Below are 19905 nucleotides of genomic sequence, written 5' to 3' on the forward strand. Positions count from 1 at the left end.
TCAGCGCAGCCGGAACAGATCGACGAAATCCTGCGCGGCGTCCGCGTCGCCCGACAGCGCGATCCCGCCCGGCGCCAGATCGTTCAGCCGGACCGGACCATAGACGGCGCGGGCCAGATCGTTGCCGCTGCCCGCAAGCGTGAAATCGGCATCGACCTCGCGCACCGCCGCGGCCCGCAGCACGCCATCGCCGTCCAGCGACAGCACGAACCGATCGGGGCCCGAGGCAAAGCCCGCCCGGACATGCCGCCCCTGCGCCGCCGCCGCGTCGATCATCGCGGTCATCGAGATCATCAGCGCCGTCGGGCTGATGAACCGGCGCGGATCGTGGCCCGGATGCATCGCGCCCCACCGGCACATCGCCTGCAACACCGGCAACAGCCCCTGCCCCGATTCCGTCAGCGCATAGACGCCCAAGGCCGCATCGTGGCGCACTACGCCCGCCTGCTGAAGCTGGCTCAGGCGCTGCGTCAGCACGGCGGCCGAAATCCCCGGCAGCCCCGACCGGATCGTCTGGAACCGGCGCGGCGTCAGCATCAGTTCGCGCACGACCAGCAGCGCCCACCTGTCGCCGATCACGTTCAGCGCGTGGGCGGCCAGACAGCCCTCGTCATAGCGGATGCGCGGGGTGTTGCCGTGTTCAGTCATTTTTTAATACTATTGGTTGCTTTTTCATACTTCAAGCGCGATGCTTCGGCTGCGGCGTGAAACGCCGCATAGCGAATCAGCAGGGGGTGACAGATGACGTATTATTCCGGTTTCGTCGCGGCGGTGCCGACCGCGAACAGACAAAGCTATATCGACCATGCCAGGGCCGCGTGGCCGCTGTTCAAGGCACGCGGCGCGCTGCGGATGGTCGAGGGCTGGGGCGAGGATGTGCCGCGTGGCGAGCAGACCGATTTCTATCGCGCAACGCAGGCCAAGGACGACGAGACGCCAGTTTTTTCCTGGGTCGAATGGCCCGACCGCGAAACCTGCGATGCCGCGTGGCGGTCTATGATGGACGACCCCGACATGCAGCAGATGCCCGAGATGCCGTTTGACGGCAAGCGCATGTTCTGGGGCGGGTTCGCCCCCGTCGTGGACGAAAGCTGAAGGGGCGGCTTGCATGGTCAGGATCCACGGACGCCCCGTCTGGTACGAACTTGCCAGCGCCCCCGGCCGCCGCGACGCGGCCGAGGATTTCTATGCCGCGCTGTTCGGCTGGAAGATCGAGGATGCGGGAATGGCGGGGTTCGACTATCGCCTCGCCTCTCGGGACGGGAACATGGTCGCGGGCATGATGCCGATGCCCGACGACGCGCCCGACATGCCGCCTTTCTGGATGGTCTATTTCGGGGTGGACGACGCCGACCGCGCGACGCAGGCGGCGACCGGGGCTGGCGCGCGCGTTCATCGCCCGCCCGCCGATATTCCCGGCACCGGACGTTTCGCGCTGCTGGCCGATCCGCAGGGTGCGGCGTTCGGCATCCTGGACCCCCTGCCGATGCAGGATGAGGGACACGGGCACGCCTTCGACCCGGAAAAGTCAGGCCACTGCCACTGGCAAGAGCTGATGACCGGCGATCCCGACGCCGCCCTGCGATTTTACGGCGAACTGTTCGGATGGGAAAAATCCACCGCCATCCCGATGGGCGCGATGGGAACCTATCAGCTTTTTGCGCATGACGGCGCGGATATCGGCGGGATGCAGGGTCAGGGCGACGCGCCGTTCCCGATCTGGCTGCCCTATTTCGGCCATGACGGCATCGAAGAGGCCATCGCCATGATCCGCGAACTGGGCGGCACCGTCCTGCACGGCCCGCAAGAGGTTCCGGACGGCGCGTTCATCGCCATCGCGCAGGACGTGCAGGGCGCGCATTTCGCCGTGGCCGGGCCAAGAACAAGACGCGCATGACGCGCCCGGTTCTGGCACCGGCGACGCGCAGAAAGGCTGGCACATGAGAATACCGGCCCTGCTGACCGCGTTGCTTCTGTCGCTGCCCGGTGCGGGCGGGGCCGAGACGGCGATTCGCGACGGACATGCAATCTGGTATCGCATCGAGGGCGAGGCATCCGCCGAGAAACCCCCGATCCTGCTGCTGCATGGCGGGATGATGAACACGGATCTGGCGTGGTCGCATCTGATCCCGCGCCTTTCGGCCGACCGCGCCGTCATCGGCATCGACCAGCAGGGCCACGGACACACCGCCGACCGCGCGCGCCCGATCACGCTGGACACGCTGCGCGCCGATACGCTGGCGGTGCTGGACGCGCGGCAGATCGACAAGGCGCATGTCATCGGCTTTTCGCTTGGCGGGATGCAGGCGCTGGATCTGGCGGTGAATGCGCCCGACAGGGTGGCGTCGCTGACCATGATCTCGGCGGGACGCGACGCGCAGGGGTTCCTGCCGGAGCTGGCGCAGATGAACCGCGACCCGACGCATGTTCCCTCAAGCCAGTTGCTGCCGCGCCTGCCCACGCCCAGGGATTTTCTGGACATGCGGCGCGGATACCAGGACCAGAATCCCGACGGTTCGGGCATCATGGTGCCGGTGGCGAAGAAACTGGGCGCACTGCTGAATTCCGAATGGGGCTTCAGCGACGATCAGCTTGCCGCAATCGAGGTGCCGGCGATGGTGGCGATCGGCGACCGCGACTTCATCCGCCCTCGCCCATGCCGTGCAGATCGCCGAAACCGTGCCGGGCGCGTGGCTGACGGTGCTGCCCGACACCACCCATATGCAGATCCTGCATCGCCCCGAACTGCCCGGGATGCTGCTGGACCTGATCCAGCGGGCCGAAGCCGGGGGCTGAGCGTCGCGCCCGCGACCCGGCCGCGAAATCACCTGATGATCGTCTCGGGTCCCATCATCAGCGTCGGCAGCCATGTGCTGAGGAACGGCACATAGGTCACAAGGATCAGGAACACGAACAGCACCGCCAGAAACGGCAGCGCGGCGCGCACGACCCGGATCATCGACATGCCCGCCACGCCCGAGGTCACGAACAGGTTCAGACCGACCGGCGGGGTGATCATGCCGATTTCCATGTTCACGACCATGATGATGCCCAGATGGATCGGATCGACGCCAAGCTCGATCCCGATGGGAAAGACCAGGGGCGCCACGATCAGGATCAGGCCCGACGGCTCCATGAACTGTCCGCCGATCAGCAGGATCACGTTCACCACCACCAGGAACATGATCTTGCCCAGCCCCGCATCCAGCATCATGCCGGCGATATGCTGGGGGATCTGTTCGTCGGTCAGCACGTGTTTCAGGATCAGCGCGTTGGCGATGATGAACATCAGCGTGATGGTCAGCTTCCCCGCCTCCAGCAGCACGTCGCGGGTGCCGGGATGGACGAAGGCGGTGATCAGCGCCTGCGGTTTCTGCCACAGCGGAATGCGCCGGTCGCCGTCGCGCAGCGGTCCCATGTCGCGATAGATGAACACCGCCACGATGAAGGCCCACACGGCGGCGACGGCGGCGGCCTCGGTCGGGGTGAAGATGGCGTTGGTGACGCCGGGCACGCCATACAGTCCGACCATGATGATGACGATCAGCATCAGCCCCCAGAACGCATCCTTGAAGCTGTCCCAGATCTCGGCCCAGCCCAGCCAGTCGCCGCGCGGAAGGTTTTTCCAGATCGCGATGCCCAGGATCGTGGCCATCAGCATCCCCCCGGCCAGCAGGCCCGGAATGACGCCGGCCAGAAACATCCGCCCCACCGACACGTCGGTCGCGCTGGCATAGACGACCATCACGATCGAGGGCGGGATCAGGATGCCCAACGTGCCGGCGTTGCAGATGACGCCGGCGGCGAAATCCTTGGAATAGCCGACCTGCCGCATCGCCGCGATCACGATCGAGCCGATGGCGACGACGGTCGCGGGCGACGATCCCGACAGCGCCGCGAACATCATGCAGGCGAACACGCCCGCAATCGCCAGCCCGCCCGGCAGATGACCCACGCAGGCGATGGCAAAGCGGATGATCCGCTGCGCCACGCCGCCGGTGGACATGAAGGACGAGGCGAGGATGAAGAACGGGATCGCCAGCAGCGTCGCGTGCCCGTCCATCGCGTTGTAAAGCGTCTGCGCGATGGACGCCAGCGAGGTGCTGGAAAACAGCAGCAGGAACAGCGTCGAGGCCAGACCGAGTGAAATCGCGATCGGAACGCCAAGCAGCATCAGCCCGACGATCAGCACGAACAGCAGCGCGACATCCATCTGTCAGTCCTCAAGGTTCATGTGGCGGACATCCTCGACGGCGTCCTCGGCCTCGTGGCTGACGATCAGCGCCTCGCGGCGGCCGGTCCAGACATGCCAGACCGCTTGCAGGATACGAAACAGCAGCAGCGCCACCCCGAAGGGCAGCACGACATAGGGAATGAAGCGCGGCACCTTGTCATAGGGCTCGCCCATGTTGAACACATCGCCCAGCCACGCATTCAGGAACGGCAGCGGGATCTGTTCGGTTTCATAGAACGCACGGTCGCGGGTCGGCACGAAGCCTTCGGGGAACCACCGTCCGCCGGTCTGGCTGAACCCGCCGAACGGCGCCCAGTAATCCCACGCCCCCTTCAGCAGCAGGACCGCATAGAACGTGCACAGCGCGCCCGCGATCAGCGCCAGCACCTTGCGCGCCTTGTGCGGCAGCATGTTGATCACCGCGTCCACGCCCAGATGCGCGTTGACCTTGACCGCATAGGACATGCCCAGCAACACCAGCCACGCAAACAGCGTCAGCGTCAGTTCAAGCCCCCAGATCAGCGAGGTCTGGAAGATGTATCGCATGATGACGTTGACGAAGGTGATGACCGTCATCAGCCCCAGGATCAGCGCGATCAGATTTTCCTCGAAACCATGCACGGCGCGGCCCAGGCGGTCGCGCGGCTGATACCTTTGACTCATGTCCACTCCGGCAGGGAAAGACCCGCCCCGGATGGGGGCGGGCCGGTATTTCAGTGATTTTCGTTGATCGCCTGCGCGGCGTCGATATTGTCCTGACCGACGCCTTCGGCGAACTGTTCCCAGACGGGTTTCATCGCATCGACCCACGCCTGACGCTGTTGCTCGTCCAGCTCGCGGATCTCGCTGCCGGCGTCCAGGATGGCCTGCCGCGCCTCGTCATCGACCTCGTTGACGGCGCCGTTCCGTTCCACCGTCACCTCGTTCAGGATGGTCAGCATCTGCTCGCGCACATCCGCGTCCAGCCCGTCCAGCCAGTCGGTCGAGGCGACGACCAGGTAATCCAGAACGCCGTGATTGGTTTCGGTGATGCCGTCCTGCACCTCGTGGAATTTCTGGCCATAGATATTGGCCCAGGTGTTTTCCTGCCCGTCCACGACGCCGGTCTGCAAGGCGCCATACACCTCGGAGAAGGCCATCGGCTGCGCCGACGCGCCAAGCGCCTCGAACTGCGCGATGATCACGTCCGAGGGCTGGACGCGAAACTTCAGCCCCTTGGCATCCTCGGGCTGGATCAGCGGCCTGTTGGCGGACATCTGCTTCATGCCGTTATGCCAGTATTCCAGCCCCGAGATGCCGCGACGTTCCATCGCGGATTTCATCTCTTGCCCCTGTTCCGAGTTCTGGAACTCGTCCACCGCCGCGATGTTCTTGAACATGAACGGCAGGTCATAGATCTGGTAGACCTTGGTGAAGGTCTCGAATTTCGACAAGGACGGCGCGCCCATCTGCACGTCGCCCTGCAACATCGCCTCAAGCAGCGCATCGTCGTCGTAAAGCGTCGTGTTCGGATAGACCTCGACGCACATCTTGCCGTCCATCTCGGCGTTCACGCGCTCGGCGAACAGCGCCGCGGCGATGCCTTTGGGATGCTTGTCGGAATTGGTCACGTGGCTGAACTTGACGACCGTCTCGCCGCTGTCGCAGCCGGCCGGGTCGGCCAGTGCGCCGGTCGCCATGATCGACAGCCCGCAGGCCGCGGTCAGGATGATCTTCATGGGAATACCTCTCTCTTGCTTTTTTATCTGTGCAGGGCTCTGCCGGCCCCGTCCATGCGTTTGCGTATCTCAACGGTGCGCCGGTCGGGACGCAAGTAAAATCTTTCGCGCGCGCATTCCGGTCCGCCGTCTCTTGGCCTTTCCGCGCCGCTTCGGTAATCCGGTCGCAACAAGGGGACCGCCAGGATGAGCATGGACAAGAGTTTTGACGCACGCGCCGCCGAAGCCCGGATCAGCGCCGAATGGGAACGCATCGGCGCGTTCGCGGCCGGCGCCAACGCCTCGCGATCCGACACGTTCGCGGTGATGATCCCGCCCCCGAACGTGACCGGCAGCCTGCATATCGGCCACGCCTTCAACAACACGTTGCAGGACATTCTTGTGCGCTGGCACCGGATGCGCGGCTTCGACACGCTGTGGCAGCCCGGACAGGACCATGCCGGCATCGCCACGCAGATGGTGGTGGAACGGCGCATGTCGGAACGTCAGGAACCCGGCCGGCGCGAGATCGGGCGCGACGCCTTTGTGGACAAGATCTGGGCGTGGAAACAGGAATCCGGCGACACGATCATGGACCAGCTGAAGCGTCTGGGCGCGTCCTGCGACTGGTCGCGCAACGCCTTTACCATGTCCGGCGCCCCCGGCGCACCCGCGGGCGAGGAGGGTAATTTCCACGACGCCGTGATCCGCGTGTTCGTCGATCTTTACGACAAGGGAATCATCTATCGCGGCAAGCGGCTGGTGAACTGGGACCCGCATTTCGAGACCGCGATCAGCGATCTTGAGGTCGAGAACCGCGAGGTTCCCGGCCATATGTGGCATTTCAAGTATCCGCTGGCGGGCGGCGAGACCTATGAATATGTCGAACGCGACGCCGACGGCAACGTCACCCTGCGCGAGACGCGCGACTATATCAGCATCGCCACGACCCGGCCCGAAACCATGCTGGGCGACGGCGCGGTGGCCGTCCATCCCGACGATCCGCGCTATGCCCCCATCGTGGGCCGACTGTGCGAGATCCCGGTCGGGCCCAGGGAACATCGCCGCCTGATCCCGATCATCACCGACGAATATCCCGACCCCGATTTCGGCTCGGGCGCGGTCAAGATCACCGGCGCGCACGATTTCAACGACTATGGCGTGGCGATGCGCACCGGCATCCCGCTTTACGTGCTGATGGATGGCAAGGCGCGGATGCGCGATGACGGCCTGTCCTACGAGGAAAGCGCCGCCATCGCCACGCGCGCCGCGCAGGGCGAGGACGTGGGCGATGTCGCCAATGTCAACCTGGTGCCCACTGAATTGCGCGGGCTGGACCGTTACGACGCCCGCCGCAAGGTGATCGACGCGATCACCGACGAGGGTCTGGCCGTCACCGACGCCGAGGGCAACCCGATGGTCGAGGCGCGCCAGATCATGCAGCCTTTCGGCGACCGATCCGGCGTGGTGATCGAGCCGATGCTGACCGATCAATGGTTCGTGGACACGCAGCGCATCGTCGGCCCGGCCATCGAGGCGGTGCGCGACGGCCGCACCCGCATCCTGCCGGAACAGCACAGGAAGGTCTATTTCAACTGGCTGGAGAATATCGAGCCGTGGACCATCAGCCGCCAGCTGTGGTGGGGCCACCAGATCCCGGTCTGGTACGGGCTGGATCTGCGGATCGAGAATTTTACCGACGATGAGGGCGACGGCGCGCTGGATGAGGTCGAGCTGTTCGGCCTGCTGGTCGACGGGCTTGTCCACGCGGGCCGGCGCCAGCATTGCGCCGCCGATTTCGATGCCGTGCGGCGCAAGTTCCGCGACGACATCGCCGGCCTGCCGCAGCCGCTGGACATCAGCCGCGTGGTCGAGGTTCGCGACCGCGATGCCGCCATCGACATGCTGTCCCAGAGCCTTGCGGACTATAACCTGTCGCAGGACCCGACCCATCTGGTCTATCCGGTCTGGCGCGATCCCGACGTGCTGGACACCTGGTTCAGCAGCGGGCTGTGGCCCATCGGGACGCTTGGCTGGCCCGACGACACGCCCGAACTGCGCCGGTATTTTCCGACCGACGTGCTGGTCACCGGCTTCGACATCATCTTCTTCTGGGTCGCGCGGATGATGATGATGCAGCTTGAAGTGACCGGAGAGGTGCCGTTCCGCGATGTCTATGTCCACGGGCTGGTGCGCGACGAAAAGGGCGCCAAGATGTCGAAATCCAAGGGAAATGTCATCGACCCGCTGACGCTGGTCGACGAATACGGGGCCGATGCGCTGCGCATGACCCTGACCGGCATGGCCGCGATGGGCCGCGATCCCAAGCTGGGGCCGAAACATGTCGAGGGGGCGCGCAACTTTGTCACCAAGATCTGGAACGCCAGCCGCTTCGCGCAGATGAACGGCGTGCGCGGCGGCGGGCCGCGCCCGGACCCGCGCCACACCGTCAACCGCTGGATCGTCGGAGAGGTGGCGCGCATCCGCATCGCCACCGACGAGGCGCTGGCCAGCTATCGTTTCAACGACGCGGCGACCGGGCTTTACGCCTTTGTCTGGGGCAAGGTCTGCGACTGGTATGTCGAGTTCGCCAAGCCGCTGTTCGACACGGAAAATGCCGAGGAAACAAGGGCTACGATGGGCTGGGTGCTGGACCAGTGCTATCTGATGCTGCACCCGATCATGCCGTTCGTGACCGAGGAATTATGGGCGCTGACGGGGGTGCGCGCGAAGATGCTGGTGCATGGCGACTGGCCCGATTACGGGGCCGAGTTGATCGATCCGGCGGCGGATCGCGAGATGAACTGGGTCATCGCGCTGATCGAGGCGGTGCGGTCGGCGCGCGCGCAGATGGGTGTGCCGGCGGGCGCGAAGCTGGACCTGATCGTGACCGAGGCCGACGAGGCTGCGCGCGCGGCCATGACCGCCAATTCGCCGCTGATCGAGCGGCTGGCGCGGGTCGCCGCGCCCCGTTCCGGCACGGCCGGAACGGGCACCATCGCCGTGTCGGTCACCGGGGCCAGCTTCGCGCTGCCCATCGGCGATGTCATTGATGTGGCGGCGGAAACCGCGCGGCTGCGGAAATCGCTGGCGAAGTCGGAAAAGGATGCCGAGGGTCTGCGCAAGCGGCTGGCGAACCCGAAATTCGCGGCGAATGCCGAGGCCGAGGTGATCGAGGAGACGCGCGACAAGCTGGCCGCGCTGGAGGATGACATCGCCCGGTTGCAGGCGGCGCTGGCGCAGCTGGCGGCGATGTGACGGCCTGCCGCCCGACGCGCGGGCGGCGCGGGCGGAACGGGTATTTGGGCAAAGAAGAAGCAGCGGTGTTGCGCAACGGCGGCGGGCGTTGCGCGGTGCCGCGTTTCGGCGCCTCAGCCGGTTCGGGCCGGGATTTGCTGCATTTGGAGCCGCACGGGCCGTGCACCCAGCGCGCACAGGATGTGCACCGGGCGTACACCGCTTGCGCGCGGTGGCGTTGCGCGCTGCGGCGGCGCGGTTACAGCCGGGACAGCACCTGCGGCAACCTGTCGGCAAGGATGTCGAGTTCCGGGGCGGGGGCGCAGCTGATGCGGATGCAGCGGTTCAGCGGCGCCACGCCCGGCATGCGCACGAAGATGCCGCGATCTTCCAGCGCGGCGACCAGGGCGCGGGCGAAATCGCCGTCGCGGCCGGTGTCGATGGCCACGAAATTGGTGGCCGATGGCAGCGCCGTCATGCCGTTGGCCGCGGCGATGGCGGCCAGACGGTCGCGGGCGGCGGCGACATGGGCCTGCACCTCGGCCAGATGCGCGCGGTCCTGCAACGCGGCCAGCGCGCCGGCCTGCGCGACCCGGTTCACGCCGAAATGATTGCGGATGCGGTCGAACCCGACGATCAGGTCGGGATGGCCGAACGCATAGCCGATCCGCGCCCCGGCCAGCCCGTACGCTTTCGAGAAGGTGCGCATGCGGATCACGCGCGGATCGTCGGGCGCGATCTGCGGCACCGCGTCGGCGGGGGCGAATTCGACATAAGCCTCATCCAGCACCAGCAGCGTGCCCTGGGGCAGGTCGTCCAGCATCGCTTGGACGGTGCGGGCCTTGTGCCAGCTGCCCATCGGGTTGTCGGGATTGGCCAGATAGACCAGTCTTGCGCCGGTCCGGTGGGCCTGTTCGACCAGCGCCGCCGGGTCCTCGGCATCGTTGCGATAGGGGACCTTGTGCAGCACCCCGCCGAAGCCCGCGACGTGATAGTTGAAGGTCGGATAGGCGCCGTCCGAGGTCACGACCGGATCGCCGGGGCCGATCATCAGCCGCACCAGATTGCCCAGCAGCCCGTCCACGCCCTCGCCCACGGTGATGTGGCGCGCGGGCACGGCGAGATGCGCCGACAGCGCCTGCACCAGATCGTGGCTGGACGAATCGCCGTATTGCCACAGGCGCGGCAGTTCCGCCTGCATCGCCCGCAGCGCGTGCGGGCTGGGGCCGAAGCCGTTTTCGTTCGCGCCGATCCGGGCGTCGAAATCCCGGCCCTGCCGGCGCTGGATTTCCTCGGGGCCGACAAAGGGGACGGTGGCGGGCAGCGCGGCGGGGATCGGGGCGAAACGGGGCGGTGTCATGGCCCGAGTGGTGGCCGATTTCGGCGCGACAGGCAAGCGGGACGTGGCAGGGGCGTCTGCCCGCCGCGCCGCGCCGCGTCAGTCGCGGTCGCGGTCGCGCAGCTCCGACCCGCGGCCGTCCAGCATGGCGCGGTCGTCGCGCAGTTCCAGCCACATCGCGTTGACCACCGCCACCAGCGCCGCCAGCGGCAGTCCCAGGATCCAGGCGAAATACCACATCGGTGCCGTCCTTTCAGTAAGAGTGGCTGTCGGGGTCGGACACGTCGTCTTCGGTCACCTTGCCCCACAACACGCGATAGACCCAGGCGGTATAGGCCAGGATCATCGGCAAGAAGATCACCGTCGCCATCAGCATCACGAACAGCGTCTGATGCGAGGACGAGGCATCCCAGATCGTCAGCGAGCTGTGGGGGTCGGTGGTCGAGGGCAGCAGGAACGGATAGATCGTCAGCCCCACCGAGGAGATCATGCCGAACACCGCCATCTTGGACCAGCCCAGCGGCGAAAGTTCCCCGCCAGACCGCAGCGCGCGCCACGCCATCGCGGTGCCCACGAACCCCATCACCGGCGCGATGGCGATCCACGGCCGGTCGGCATAGGCCGACAGCCAGCTGCCGCCATGGATCACGGTGCTGGCCAGCGGGTTCGAGGGGGCGTCGCGCAGCGGCGCCTGGGCCAGCGCATAACCCTCGATCCCGAAGGCCAGCCACAGCCCGGCCAGCGCGTATCCCGCCAGCACAAGCATCGCCGCCACGCTGCCATAGCGGCGGGCGCGGTCGGCAATCGCGCCTTCGGTCTTCAGCACGATCCAGCCCGCGCCGTGCACGATCAGCATCGCCAGCGACACCGCCCCGCAGAGCAGCGCGAAAGGCCGCAGCAGGCCGAAGAACTTGCCGAACGGTCCGCCGTCATAGATCGAGTGCAGATCCGGCGTCAGGTGAAACGGCACGCCCAGAAGCACATTGCCGACCGCCACCCCGAACAGCGCCGCGGGCACCGCGCCGCCGAAGAACAGTGCCCAGTCCCACCGCGCGCGCCATGTCGCATCCTCGCGTTTCGACCGGAACTTGAACGCGACCGGCCGCACGATCAGCGCGGCGAGGATGGCGAACATCGCCAGATAGAACCCCGAGAAGCTGACCGCGTAAAGCGGCGGGAAGGCGGCAAAGATCGCCCCGCCGCCCAGGATGAACCAGACCTGATTCCCCTCCCACACGGGGCCGACGGTGTTGATGACGACGCGGCGTTCGACATCGTTGCGCGCCACGAAGGGCAGCAGCGTGCCGGTGCCCAGATCGAAGCCGTCGGTCAGCGCGAAGGCGATCAGCAGCGTGCCCAGAAGCAGCCACCAGATCAGGCGCAGAGAGTCGAACGAGATCAGTTCATGCAGGATCATGGTGTCACTCGGCCGGGGCAAGGCGGGCGCGATGCGCCGCGTTCCAGTCTTCGGTCAGCTGCACATCCTCGGTCGGTCCCTTGCGGATGAAGTGCAGCAGCAGGCGGATCTCGATCAGGAACAGCACGGTGTAGAAGGTCGCGAACCCGGCGATGGTCAGCAGAAGTTCGGTGACCGACAGGGCGCTGACCGACATCGCGGTGGGCAGGATGCCGTCCACGGTCCAGGGCTGGCGGCCGTATTCGGCCACGATCCAGCCAAGCTCGGCCGCGATCCAGGGCGCGGGGATCATCAGCACCGCCGCGCGCAGCGCCCAGCGCGGATAGCGGCCGCCGCGGAACGAGGACTGGACGAAGAAATAGCCCATCGTCGCGATGAACAGGAAGCCCAGCCCCACCATGATCCGGAAGGACCAGAACAGCGGCCAGACATGCGGGACGGTGTCCCCCGCCGCCTGCACGATCTGCGCCTGCGACGCCTGTCGCGGATCGTCCAGATAGCGGCGCAGCAGCAGGGCGTATCCCAGATCGTCGGAATGTTCCTCGAATCGCTGCATCACGGCGCTGTCGGTCGCCTCGCGGTCCTGCTGGATGGTCATCAGCGCGTCATAGGCGATCAGGCCCGACCGGATGCGGCGTTCGGCCTCGGCCTCAAGCTGGGCGATGCCCGGCAATTCCTCGGTCAGCGAGCGGGTGCCGATCAGGCCCATGACGTAAGGGACGTGGATGGCCCATTTCGTCTCGCGCGCCTGCTGGTCGGGGATGCCGATCAGGGTGAAGGGGGCGGGGGCGGGTTCGGTTTCCCACATCGCCTCGATCGCGGCCAGTTTCATCTTCTGGTTCAGCCCGGCGTCGTATCCCGATTCGTCGCCCAGCACGACGACCGACAGCGCCGAGGCAAGCCCGAAGCTGGCGGCGACGGCGATCGAGCGGCGGGCCAGCGCGATGTGGCGGCCGTGCAGCAGGAACCACGCCGAGACGCCGAGGACGAACACCGAGGCGGTGACATAGCCGGCGCTGACGGTGTGGACGAACTTGGCCTGGGCCACGGTGTTGAACATCACGTCGTAGAAGCTGGTCATCTCCATCCGCATGGTCAGCGGGTTGAATTCGGCGCCCACCGGGTTCTGCATCCAGCCATTGGCGATCAGGATCCACAGCGCCGAGAAGTTCGAGCCGATGGCCACCAGCCAGCCGACGACCAGATGGCCCACCTTGGACAGCCGGTCCCAGCCAAAGAACCACAGGCCGACGAAGGTGGCTTCAAGGAAGAAGGCCATCAGCCCCTCGATCGCCAGGGGCGCGCCGAAGATGTCGCCGACATAGTGGCTGTAATAGGACCAGTTCATGCCGAACTGGAATTCCATCACGACGCCGGTGGCCACGCCCATGGCGAAGTTAATGCCGAACAGCAGGCCCCAGAACTTGGTCATCTGTCGCCAGATCGGGCGGTCGGTCATGACATAGACCGTCTCCATGATCGCGACCAGGATCGACAGGCCCAGCGTCAGGGGAACGAACAGAAAGTGATAAAGCGCGGTCATCGCGAATTGCAGCCGCGACAGCTCGACAACACCGATATCCATCTGCGCGTTCCTTCATGCCGGTCGCGCGGAGATTAGCAGAACGTCCCGCCGACCGACAGGGCGCAGCGCGCGGCATGCGGCCGCGCGACGGCTTGTCGCATCGCGTTTCGGGAATATGTGGGCGGCGGGACGCACCTGCCGCGGCGGGTGCGGGGTCGGCGGGCGCGATCAGAAGGCGCGGAAGGTCATCGTGGTCAGGGTGCGGCTGATATGGGGGATGTCGAACAGCCGGTCCGACAGGAAGCGGCCGACATCCGCCTCTTCCGGGATATAGACCTTGGCCAGCAAATCGTAATCGCCCGAGGTCGAATAGAGTTCGCTGACCACCTCGCGGTCATAGATCGCATCGGCAACCTCGTAGGTCTTGCCGGGTTCGCAGCGGAACTGAACGAAGACGGGACGCATGGGGCCTCCTGTGCGGCGGATGGGCGGATGGGTGGCGCAAGACCCGGTTGGCGCAGGTTAGACCGGCACCGGCTGCGGGGTCCAGTCCCCGCGTCGCCAGCCGCGCCAGAACCGGATCAGCAGCAGCACCGCCGCCACCGACAGGCCCGCGACCAGCCCCAGCCACAATCCGCGCGCCCCCAGCCCCAGCGGAAAGGCCAGCCCCCAGGCAATGGGCATGCCGACCACCCAATAGCTGAAGCCCGCGATCCACATCGGCACCCGCGTGTCGTGCACGCCGCGCAGCAGGCCCAGCGCCACCACCTGCAACGCATCGGTCAGCTGGAACAGCGCGGCATAGAACAGCAGCATCGTGCCGATGGCGACGATGGCGGGCGTCTGCGGATCGGCGGGGTCCAGATACATCCGCACCAGCGGTTCGGGAAAGACCAGATACAGCACCACCGCGAACACCGCGAACCCCAGCGACATGGCCGTGACCGTCACCGCCGCATCGCGCATCCATTGCGCGTCGCCCCGCCCCTTGGCCTGCCCGATGCGCACGGTCGCCGCGTTCGACAGGCCCAGATGCGCCATGAAGGTGATCGAGGCGATCTGGATGGCGATGCCGTGGGCGGCCAGTTCGCGCGTGCCGATCCAGCCCATCATCACGTTCGAGGCGACGAACAGCCCGCCCTCGGCCAGCATGGTCACGCCGATCGGCAGACCCAGCCAGAAGATCGCCCGGAAGGCCGGCCAGTCGGGCCGCCAGAATCGCTGGAACAGATTGTATTTGCGCGCCATCGGCAGCCACGACGCATAGAGCACGAGCATCGCAAGCTGGCTGACCTGCACCGACAGGCTGGCCAGCGCCGCGCCCTGCACGCCCAGTTCGGGCGCGCCCAGATTGCCGAAGATGAACACCCAGTTCATCGCCACGTTCAGCGGCAGGCCGGCCAGCGTCACCCACATCACCACCTGCGTGCGTTCCAGCGCCGCCAGATACGAATTCAGCGTCAGCCCGCCCAGCATCGGCAGCAGGCCCCAGCCGGCGATGCGCAGATAATCCTGCGCCAGTTCCGAGATGCGCGGCGTCTGGCCCAGCGCCAGCAGGATCGGTTCGGAAAACCACATCAGCGGCATGACCAGAAGCGAAAAGATCCCCGACAGCCACAGCGCCATGCGGGCGCCGCGCCGCACCTCGGTCTCGTCGCCGCGCGCGATGCTGGTGGCGATCAGCCCCATCACCCCGGTGCCGAACCCCATGCCCAGAAAGAACAGGATGATCAGAAACGAGGTCGCGATGACCAGCGCCGCCAGTTCCTCGACCCCGTACCAGCCGATCATGACGGTGTCGCTGACGCCGATGGCCATGCGCGCCAGATGGCTGCCGATCAGCGGCAGGCCCAGCGACAGGGTCGCCACGACATGGGGACGATAGCGCAAGCGGAACATCACCGTCCCATAGCCGCGTCGCAGCCGGCCGGCAATCGGGGGCAGGATGCGCGGCGCGGAAAGCCGCCCGGATGCCGTCCTGCGCGGCGGCGGGACCATTGCCGGGTCATCGCCGGGCTTGCAAAAAACGCGCGCGCGCGTGAACCTTTCGGTCGCGGAAATGTTGCACCTTGTGCATTCGATGATGCGCCCCTTGCAGTCGCGGACGCATCGCTTCGGGTCATGGCTGCGGGAGGGGGATGCCATGAACAGGCTTCTTCACGGCTTTCTTGCCAAATTCATCGCCAAGGGCGATCTGACGATCATCGACCATACCGGCCGCGCCGAGCGGTTCGGCGACGGGTCGGGGCAAAAGCTGGTCGTGCGCTTCAACAGCGCCGCGGCCGAACGCGCCGCCGCCGCCAATCCCGCGCTGAAACTGGGCGAGGGATACATGGAGGGCGAGATCGACATGCTGGAAGGCACGGTCTTCGATCTCATCATGCTGGCCCATGCCAATGCCGGGCGCGGATTGATGCCGGCGGTCTGGATGAAGGCGTTCGAGCGGATGCGGATCGCCACAAGGCGGCTGAGCCAGATCAACACGCCGCTGATCTCGCGCGGGAATGTGCGCCGGCATTACGACCTGTCCGCCGATCTGTATCGCAGCTTTCTTGACCCCGACATGCAGTATTCCTGCGCCTATTTCCCCACGCCCGACATCACGCTGGCCAGGGCGCAGCTGCTGAAGAAGCGCCATATCGCGGCCAAGATGCTGCTGACGGACGGGATGGACGTTCTGGACATCGGCTGCGGCTGGGGCGGCATGGCGCTGTATCTGGCGCAGGTGGCGGGCGCGCGGGTCGATGGCGTCACCCTGTCGCGCGAACAGCTTGCCGTGGCGCAACGGCGCGCGCGGCACGACGGCGTGGGCGGCCGAGCGTCGTTTCATTTGCAGGATTACCGCGACATCGACCGGGATTACGACCGGATCGTGTCGGTCGGCATGTTCGAGCATGTCGGCATCAACCATTACCACAGCTTCTTTGCCAGCGCCGCCCGTCTGCTGCGGCCGGACGGCAAGATGCTGTTGCACACGATCGGGCGCGCCAGCCCGCCGGGGGCCACCAATCCATTCCTGCGCCGCTATATCTTTCCCGGCGGCTATATCCCGGCCCTGTCCGAGGTCATGCGCGCGGTCGAGAAATCGGGGCTGTTCGTCACCGATATCGAGATCCTGCGCCTGCATTACGCCGAGACGCTGAAGGCGTGGCGCAGCGCCTTCATGGCCAATCGCGACCGGATGAAGGAGCTGTATGACGAGGCGTTTTGCCGCATGTGGGAGTTTTACCTGGCCGGCAGCGAGGCATCGTTCCGCGAAGGCGACATGGTGGTGTTTCAGCTTCAGCTGGCCCATGGCGCCGACGAGGTGCCCGTCACCCGCGACTATATCGCGCGGGCCGAGGAGCGGCTGGCCGGGCTTGAGGCGGAACGCGGCCTGCCGCCCCCCGCATGGCCCGAGGACTGGCCCGAGAACTGGCTGGAAGGCGGCCGGCTGGCCCCGCCCGAACCGGACGTCCGCCCCGCACGCGGCGCGGCGACGGGCTGAGGGCGAAAGGGCGCGGGCGGGCGCGCCCCTGCCCGCTTGCCGCACCGGGCGGCTTCTGCGATAGAAGGGGCGTTTCGTCCCCGCCCAAAGGCCGCCGCCATGACCTTTCGCGCCCGACATCTTCTGGGCATCGACCATCTTGCGCCGCCCGACATCGTGCAACTGCTTGATCTGGCCGAGACCTATGTGGCGCTGAACCGCCGCACGGTCAAACATTCCGACGCCCTGGCGGGCATGACCCAGATCAACATGTTCTTCGAGAACTCGACCCGGACGCAGGCCAGTTTCGAACTGGCCGGCAAAAGGCTGGGGGCCGACGTGATGAACATGGCGATGGCGCAATCCAGCGTGAAGAAGGGCGAGACGCTGATCGACACGGCGCTGACGCTGAACGCGATGCAGCCCGACCTGCTGGTCGTGCGCCATCCCCATTCCGGCGCGGTGAACCTGCTGGCCGAAAAGGTGACCTGCGCGGTGATCAACGCCGGCGACGGGCGGCACGAACACCCCACCCAGGCGCTGCTGGACGCGCTGACGATACGGCGCGCCAAGGGGCGGCTGCACCGGCTGACCATCGCGATCTGTGGCGACATCGCCCACAGCCGGGTGGCACGCTCGAACCTGATCCTGCTGGGCAAGATGGAAAACCGCATCCGGCTGATCGGCCCCGCGACGCTGATGCCCGCGGGCGCAGCCCAGATGGGGGTCGAGGTGTTCGAGGACATGCGCGAGGGTCTGAAGGGCGCCGATGTTGTGATGATGCTGCGGCTGCAACGCGAACGGATGGATGGCGGCTTCATCCCGTCGGAACGTGAATATTACCACCGCTGGGGGCTGGACGCGGCCAAGCTGTCGCTGGCCGCAGGCGACGCCATCGTCATGCATCCCGGCCCGATGAATCGCGGCGTCGAGATCGACGGCACGCTGGCCGACGACATCAACCGCAGCGTGATTCAGGACCAGGTCGAGATGGGCGTGGCCGTCCGCATGGCCGCGCTGGACCTGCTGGCCCGCAACCTGCGCGCCGAACGCGGCGCGGCCGCAGCGGGGGTGATGGTGTGAGCGCGACGCTGTTTGCCAACGCCCGCCTGATCGACCCGGAGACCGGCAGCGACGCGCCCGGCAGCCTGCTGGTGCGCGACGGGCGGATCGTGGGTGCGGGTGCGCCGGGTGAGGCCGCGCCGGAAGGTGCCGCCGTGATCGACTGTCGGGGTCGGGCGCTGGCGCCGGGGCTGGTCGATTGGGGCGTCAAGATCGGCGAGCCGGGCGAGCGGCACAAGGAAAGCGTGCGCAGCGCCGGGCTGGCCGCGGCGGCGGGCGGGGTCACGACGCTGATCGCGCGGCCCGATACGCTGCCGCCGATCGACACGCCGGAATCGCTGGAATTCGTCACCCGTCGCGCCGCCGACGCGGCGGTGAACATCCGTCACATGGCGGCGCTGACCAAGGCGCGCGAGGGGCGCGAGATGGTCGAGATCGGGTTTCTGACCGATCTGGGCGCGGTGGCCTTTACCGATGGCGTGCGCGTCGTCACCGACACGCGGGTGCTGTCGCGGGCGATGATCTATGCCCGCGGGTTGAACGCGCTGATCGTGGGGCATCCGCAGGATGCGGGGCTGTCGCGCGGCGCGGCGGCGACCGGGGGCAAGTTCGCGTCGCTTTACGGCATCCCCTCGGTCTCGCCCATGGCCGAGGTGATGGGGCTGGATCGCGACCTGTCGCTGGTGGCGATGACCGGCTGCCGCTGGCACGCCGACCAGATCACCGTGGCCGCCGCCCTGCCGGCGCTGGACCGGGCGCGGCAGGCGGGGCTGGACGTGACCGCCGGGATCTCGATCCACCACCTGACGCTGAACGAGTTCGACGTGGGCGATTACCGCACCTTTTTCCGCTTCACCCCGCCCCTGCGGTCTGAAGACGACCGGCAGGCGATGGTGCAGGCGGTGGCCGACGGGGCCATCGACGTGATCGCCAGTTTCCACACCCCGCAGGACGAGGAATCCAAGCGCCTGCCCTTCGAGGCGGCGGCGCCGGGCGCGGTCGGGTTGCAGACGCTGCTGCCCGCCGCGATGCGGCTGTATCACCAGGGCGGGCTGAGCCTGCCGCAACTGTGGCGGGCGATGTCGCTGAACCCCGCACGCCGGCTGGGCCTGCCGTCCGGGCGGCTGTCTGCGGGCGCGCCGGCCGATCTGGTGCTGTTCGATCCCGACGCGCCCTTCGTGCTGGACCGTTTCACCCTGCTGTCGAAATCGAAGAACACCCCGTTCGACGGCGCGCGGATGCAGGGGCGGGTGCTGGGCACATGGGTCGCCGGACAGCGGGTCTTCGGAGAAGGCGCATGAGCCTGATGCTGTGGACCGTTATGGGCTATCTGCTGGGGTCGATCCCCTTCGGATTGGTGATCGCGCGGGTCCTGGGTCTGGGCGATCTGCGCCGGATCGGGTCGGGCAATATCGGCGCGACCAACGTGCTGCGCACCGGCAACAGGCCGGCGGCGCTGGCAACCCTGCTGCTGGATTCGGGCAAGGGCGCCATCGCGGTGCTGCTGGCGCGGCATTTCGGCGGCGAGACGGCGGCGATCCTGGCCGGCGGCGCGGCGTTTCTGGGCCATTGCTTTCCGGTCTGGCTGGGCTTTCGCGGCGGCAAGGGCGTGGCCACCTTTCTGGGCACGGTGATCGCGCTGCACTGGCCCCTGGGGCTGGCCGCCTGCGCGATCTGGCTGCTGACGGCCGCCATCAGCCGCATCAGCAGCCTGTCGGCGCTGATGGCGGCGGCGCTGACACCGGTTCTTGCCTGGGCGATGGGGCGGGCCGATCTGATCCTGGTCAGCCTGTTCATGGCGGCGCTGATCTTTCTGCGCCACCGCGCCAACATCGCCCGGCTGCTGGACGGGTCCGAGCCGCGTCTGGGCCGGAAATCGCCGCGATAGACCCCTTTGCGGTCCGCGCCGGACGCGCAGAACGGAGCAG

Annotated in this window: 18 protein-coding genes; 8 read left to right on the top strand and 10 right to left on the bottom strand. The window is 66.9% G+C overall.

Translation table 11 applies throughout. The annotated features are described in order from the left end of the window. Window positions 1-648, bottom strand: coding sequence for a winged helix-turn-helix transcriptional regulator (locus JHW45_RS16280; protein ID WP_272858627.1), 648 nt, complete (start codon window positions 646-648; stop codon window positions 1-3). 93 nt (window positions 649-741) lie between these two features. On the opposite strand from JHW45_RS16280, the gene JHW45_RS16285 reads away from it, so the two are divergent. From JHW45_RS16285 to JHW45_RS16295, 3 genes are read left to right on the top strand one after another with little or no spacing between them, the layout of a single operon-like run. Continuing rightward, entirely contained in the window at window positions 742-1095 is a 354-nt protein-coding gene (locus JHW45_RS16285; protein WP_272858628.1) for a DUF1428 domain-containing protein, read from the top strand. A gap of 13 nt (window positions 1096-1108) precedes the next feature. Beyond that, on the top strand, window positions 1109-1897 hold the full coding sequence (locus tag JHW45_RS16290; RefSeq protein WP_272858629.1) for a VOC family protein: 789 nt from the start codon (window positions 1109-1111) through the stop codon (window positions 1895-1897). Between the two features lie 43 nt (window positions 1898-1940). Beyond that, on the top strand, window positions 1941-2891 hold the full coding sequence (locus JHW45_RS16295) for an alpha/beta fold hydrolase (RefSeq protein WP_272858630.1): 951 nt from the start codon (window positions 1941-1943) through the stop codon (window positions 2889-2891). On the opposite strand, the gene JHW45_RS16300 is transcribed toward JHW45_RS16295, so the two are convergent. The 3 genes from JHW45_RS16300 to JHW45_RS16310 are packed head-to-tail and all read right to left on the bottom strand — an operon-like array spanning window position 2825 to window position 5952. Beyond that, window positions 2825-4213, bottom strand: coding sequence for a TRAP transporter large permease (locus JHW45_RS16300; protein ID WP_272858631.1), 1389 nt, complete (start codon window positions 4211-4213; stop codon window positions 2825-2827). The two genes, JHW45_RS16295 and JHW45_RS16300, sit on opposite strands and share 67 nt — an antisense overlap. Before the next feature lie 3 nt (window positions 4214-4216). Next, on the bottom strand, window positions 4217-4897 hold the full coding sequence (locus JHW45_RS16305) for a TRAP transporter small permease (RefSeq protein WP_272858632.1): 681 nt from the start codon (window positions 4895-4897) through the stop codon (window positions 4217-4219). 50 nt (window positions 4898-4947) lie between these two features. Further along, window positions 4948-5952, bottom strand: coding sequence for a DctP family TRAP transporter solute-binding subunit (locus tag JHW45_RS16310; protein WP_272858633.1), 1005 nt, complete (start codon window positions 5950-5952; stop codon window positions 4948-4950). Between the two features lie 186 nt (window positions 5953-6138). Between JHW45_RS16310 and JHW45_RS16315 the strand changes: the two genes are divergently transcribed. Continuing rightward, on the top strand, window positions 6139-9189 hold the full coding sequence (locus JHW45_RS16315; protein ID WP_272858634.1) for a valine--tRNA ligase: 3051 nt from the start codon (window positions 6139-6141) through the stop codon (window positions 9187-9189). A 238-nt stretch (window positions 9190-9427) separates the two neighbouring features. Here JHW45_RS16315 and JHW45_RS16320 read toward each other — a convergent pair whose 3' ends face one another. The 6 genes from JHW45_RS16320 to JHW45_RS16345 all read right to left on the bottom strand — a co-directional run bounded on the left by JHW45_RS16320 (window position 9428) and on the right by JHW45_RS16345 (window position 15348). Continuing rightward, window positions 9428-10528 (bottom strand): pyridoxal phosphate-dependent aminotransferase, encoded by a 1101-nt coding sequence (locus tag JHW45_RS16320; RefSeq protein ID WP_272858635.1) that lies wholly within the window; start codon window positions 10526-10528, stop codon window positions 9428-9430. Between the two features lie 78 nt (window positions 10529-10606). After that, a complete protein-coding gene (gene cydX / locus JHW45_RS16325; protein ID WP_272858636.1) occupies window positions 10607-10747 on the bottom strand; it encodes a cytochrome bd-I oxidase subunit CydX in 141 nt (46 codons plus the stop codon). Window positions 10748-10760: 13 nt separating this feature from the next. After that, window positions 10761-11924, bottom strand: coding sequence for a cytochrome d ubiquinol oxidase subunit II (cydB, locus tag JHW45_RS16330; protein WP_272858637.1), 1164 nt, complete (start codon window positions 11922-11924; stop codon window positions 10761-10763). Between the two features lie 4 nt (window positions 11925-11928). Beyond that, a complete protein-coding gene (locus JHW45_RS16335) occupies window positions 11929-13509 on the bottom strand; it encodes a cytochrome ubiquinol oxidase subunit I (protein ID WP_272858638.1) in 1581 nt (526 codons plus the stop codon). A gap of 168 nt (window positions 13510-13677) precedes the next feature. Further along, window positions 13678-13914, bottom strand: a complete 237-nt coding sequence (locus JHW45_RS16340) for an Lrp/AsnC ligand binding domain-containing protein (RefSeq protein ID WP_272858639.1) — start codon at window positions 13912-13914, stop codon at window positions 13678-13680. Between the two features lie 57 nt (window positions 13915-13971). Next, on the bottom strand, window positions 13972-15348 hold the full coding sequence (locus JHW45_RS16345; protein WP_272860648.1) for an MATE family efflux transporter: 1377 nt from the start codon (window positions 15346-15348) through the stop codon (window positions 13972-13974). A 244-nt stretch (window positions 15349-15592) separates the two neighbouring features. On the opposite strand from JHW45_RS16345, the gene JHW45_RS16350 reads away from it, so the two are divergent. The 4 genes from JHW45_RS16350 to plsY all read left to right on the top strand — a co-directional run bounded on the left by JHW45_RS16350 (window position 15593) and on the right by plsY (window position 19865). Beyond that, on the top strand, window positions 15593-16936 hold the full coding sequence (locus tag JHW45_RS16350; protein WP_272858640.1) for an SAM-dependent methyltransferase: 1344 nt from the start codon (window positions 15593-15595) through the stop codon (window positions 16934-16936). A gap of 99 nt (window positions 16937-17035) precedes the next feature. Continuing rightward, a complete protein-coding gene (locus JHW45_RS16355) occupies window positions 17036-17998 on the top strand; it encodes an aspartate carbamoyltransferase catalytic subunit (RefSeq protein ID WP_272858641.1) in 963 nt (320 codons plus the stop codon). Next, a complete protein-coding gene (gene pyrC, locus JHW45_RS16360; RefSeq protein ID WP_272858642.1) occupies window positions 17995-19278 on the top strand; it encodes a dihydroorotase in 1284 nt (427 codons plus the stop codon). Before JHW45_RS16355 ends, pyrC begins: the two co-directional genes overlap by 4 nt. Beyond that, complete coding sequence (gene plsY, locus JHW45_RS16365; RefSeq protein ID WP_272858643.1) at window positions 19275-19865, top strand: glycerol-3-phosphate 1-O-acyltransferase PlsY; 591 nt, start codon at window positions 19275-19277, stop codon at window positions 19863-19865. Before pyrC ends, plsY begins: the two co-directional genes overlap by 4 nt. The last annotated feature ends 40 nt before the right edge of the window (window positions 19866-19905 follow it).

The organism is Paracoccus stylophorae, from assembly GCF_028553765.1.
In the GTDB taxonomy this organism is placed as follows: domain Bacteria; phylum Pseudomonadota; class Alphaproteobacteria; order Rhodobacterales; family Rhodobacteraceae; genus Paracoccus; species Paracoccus stylophorae.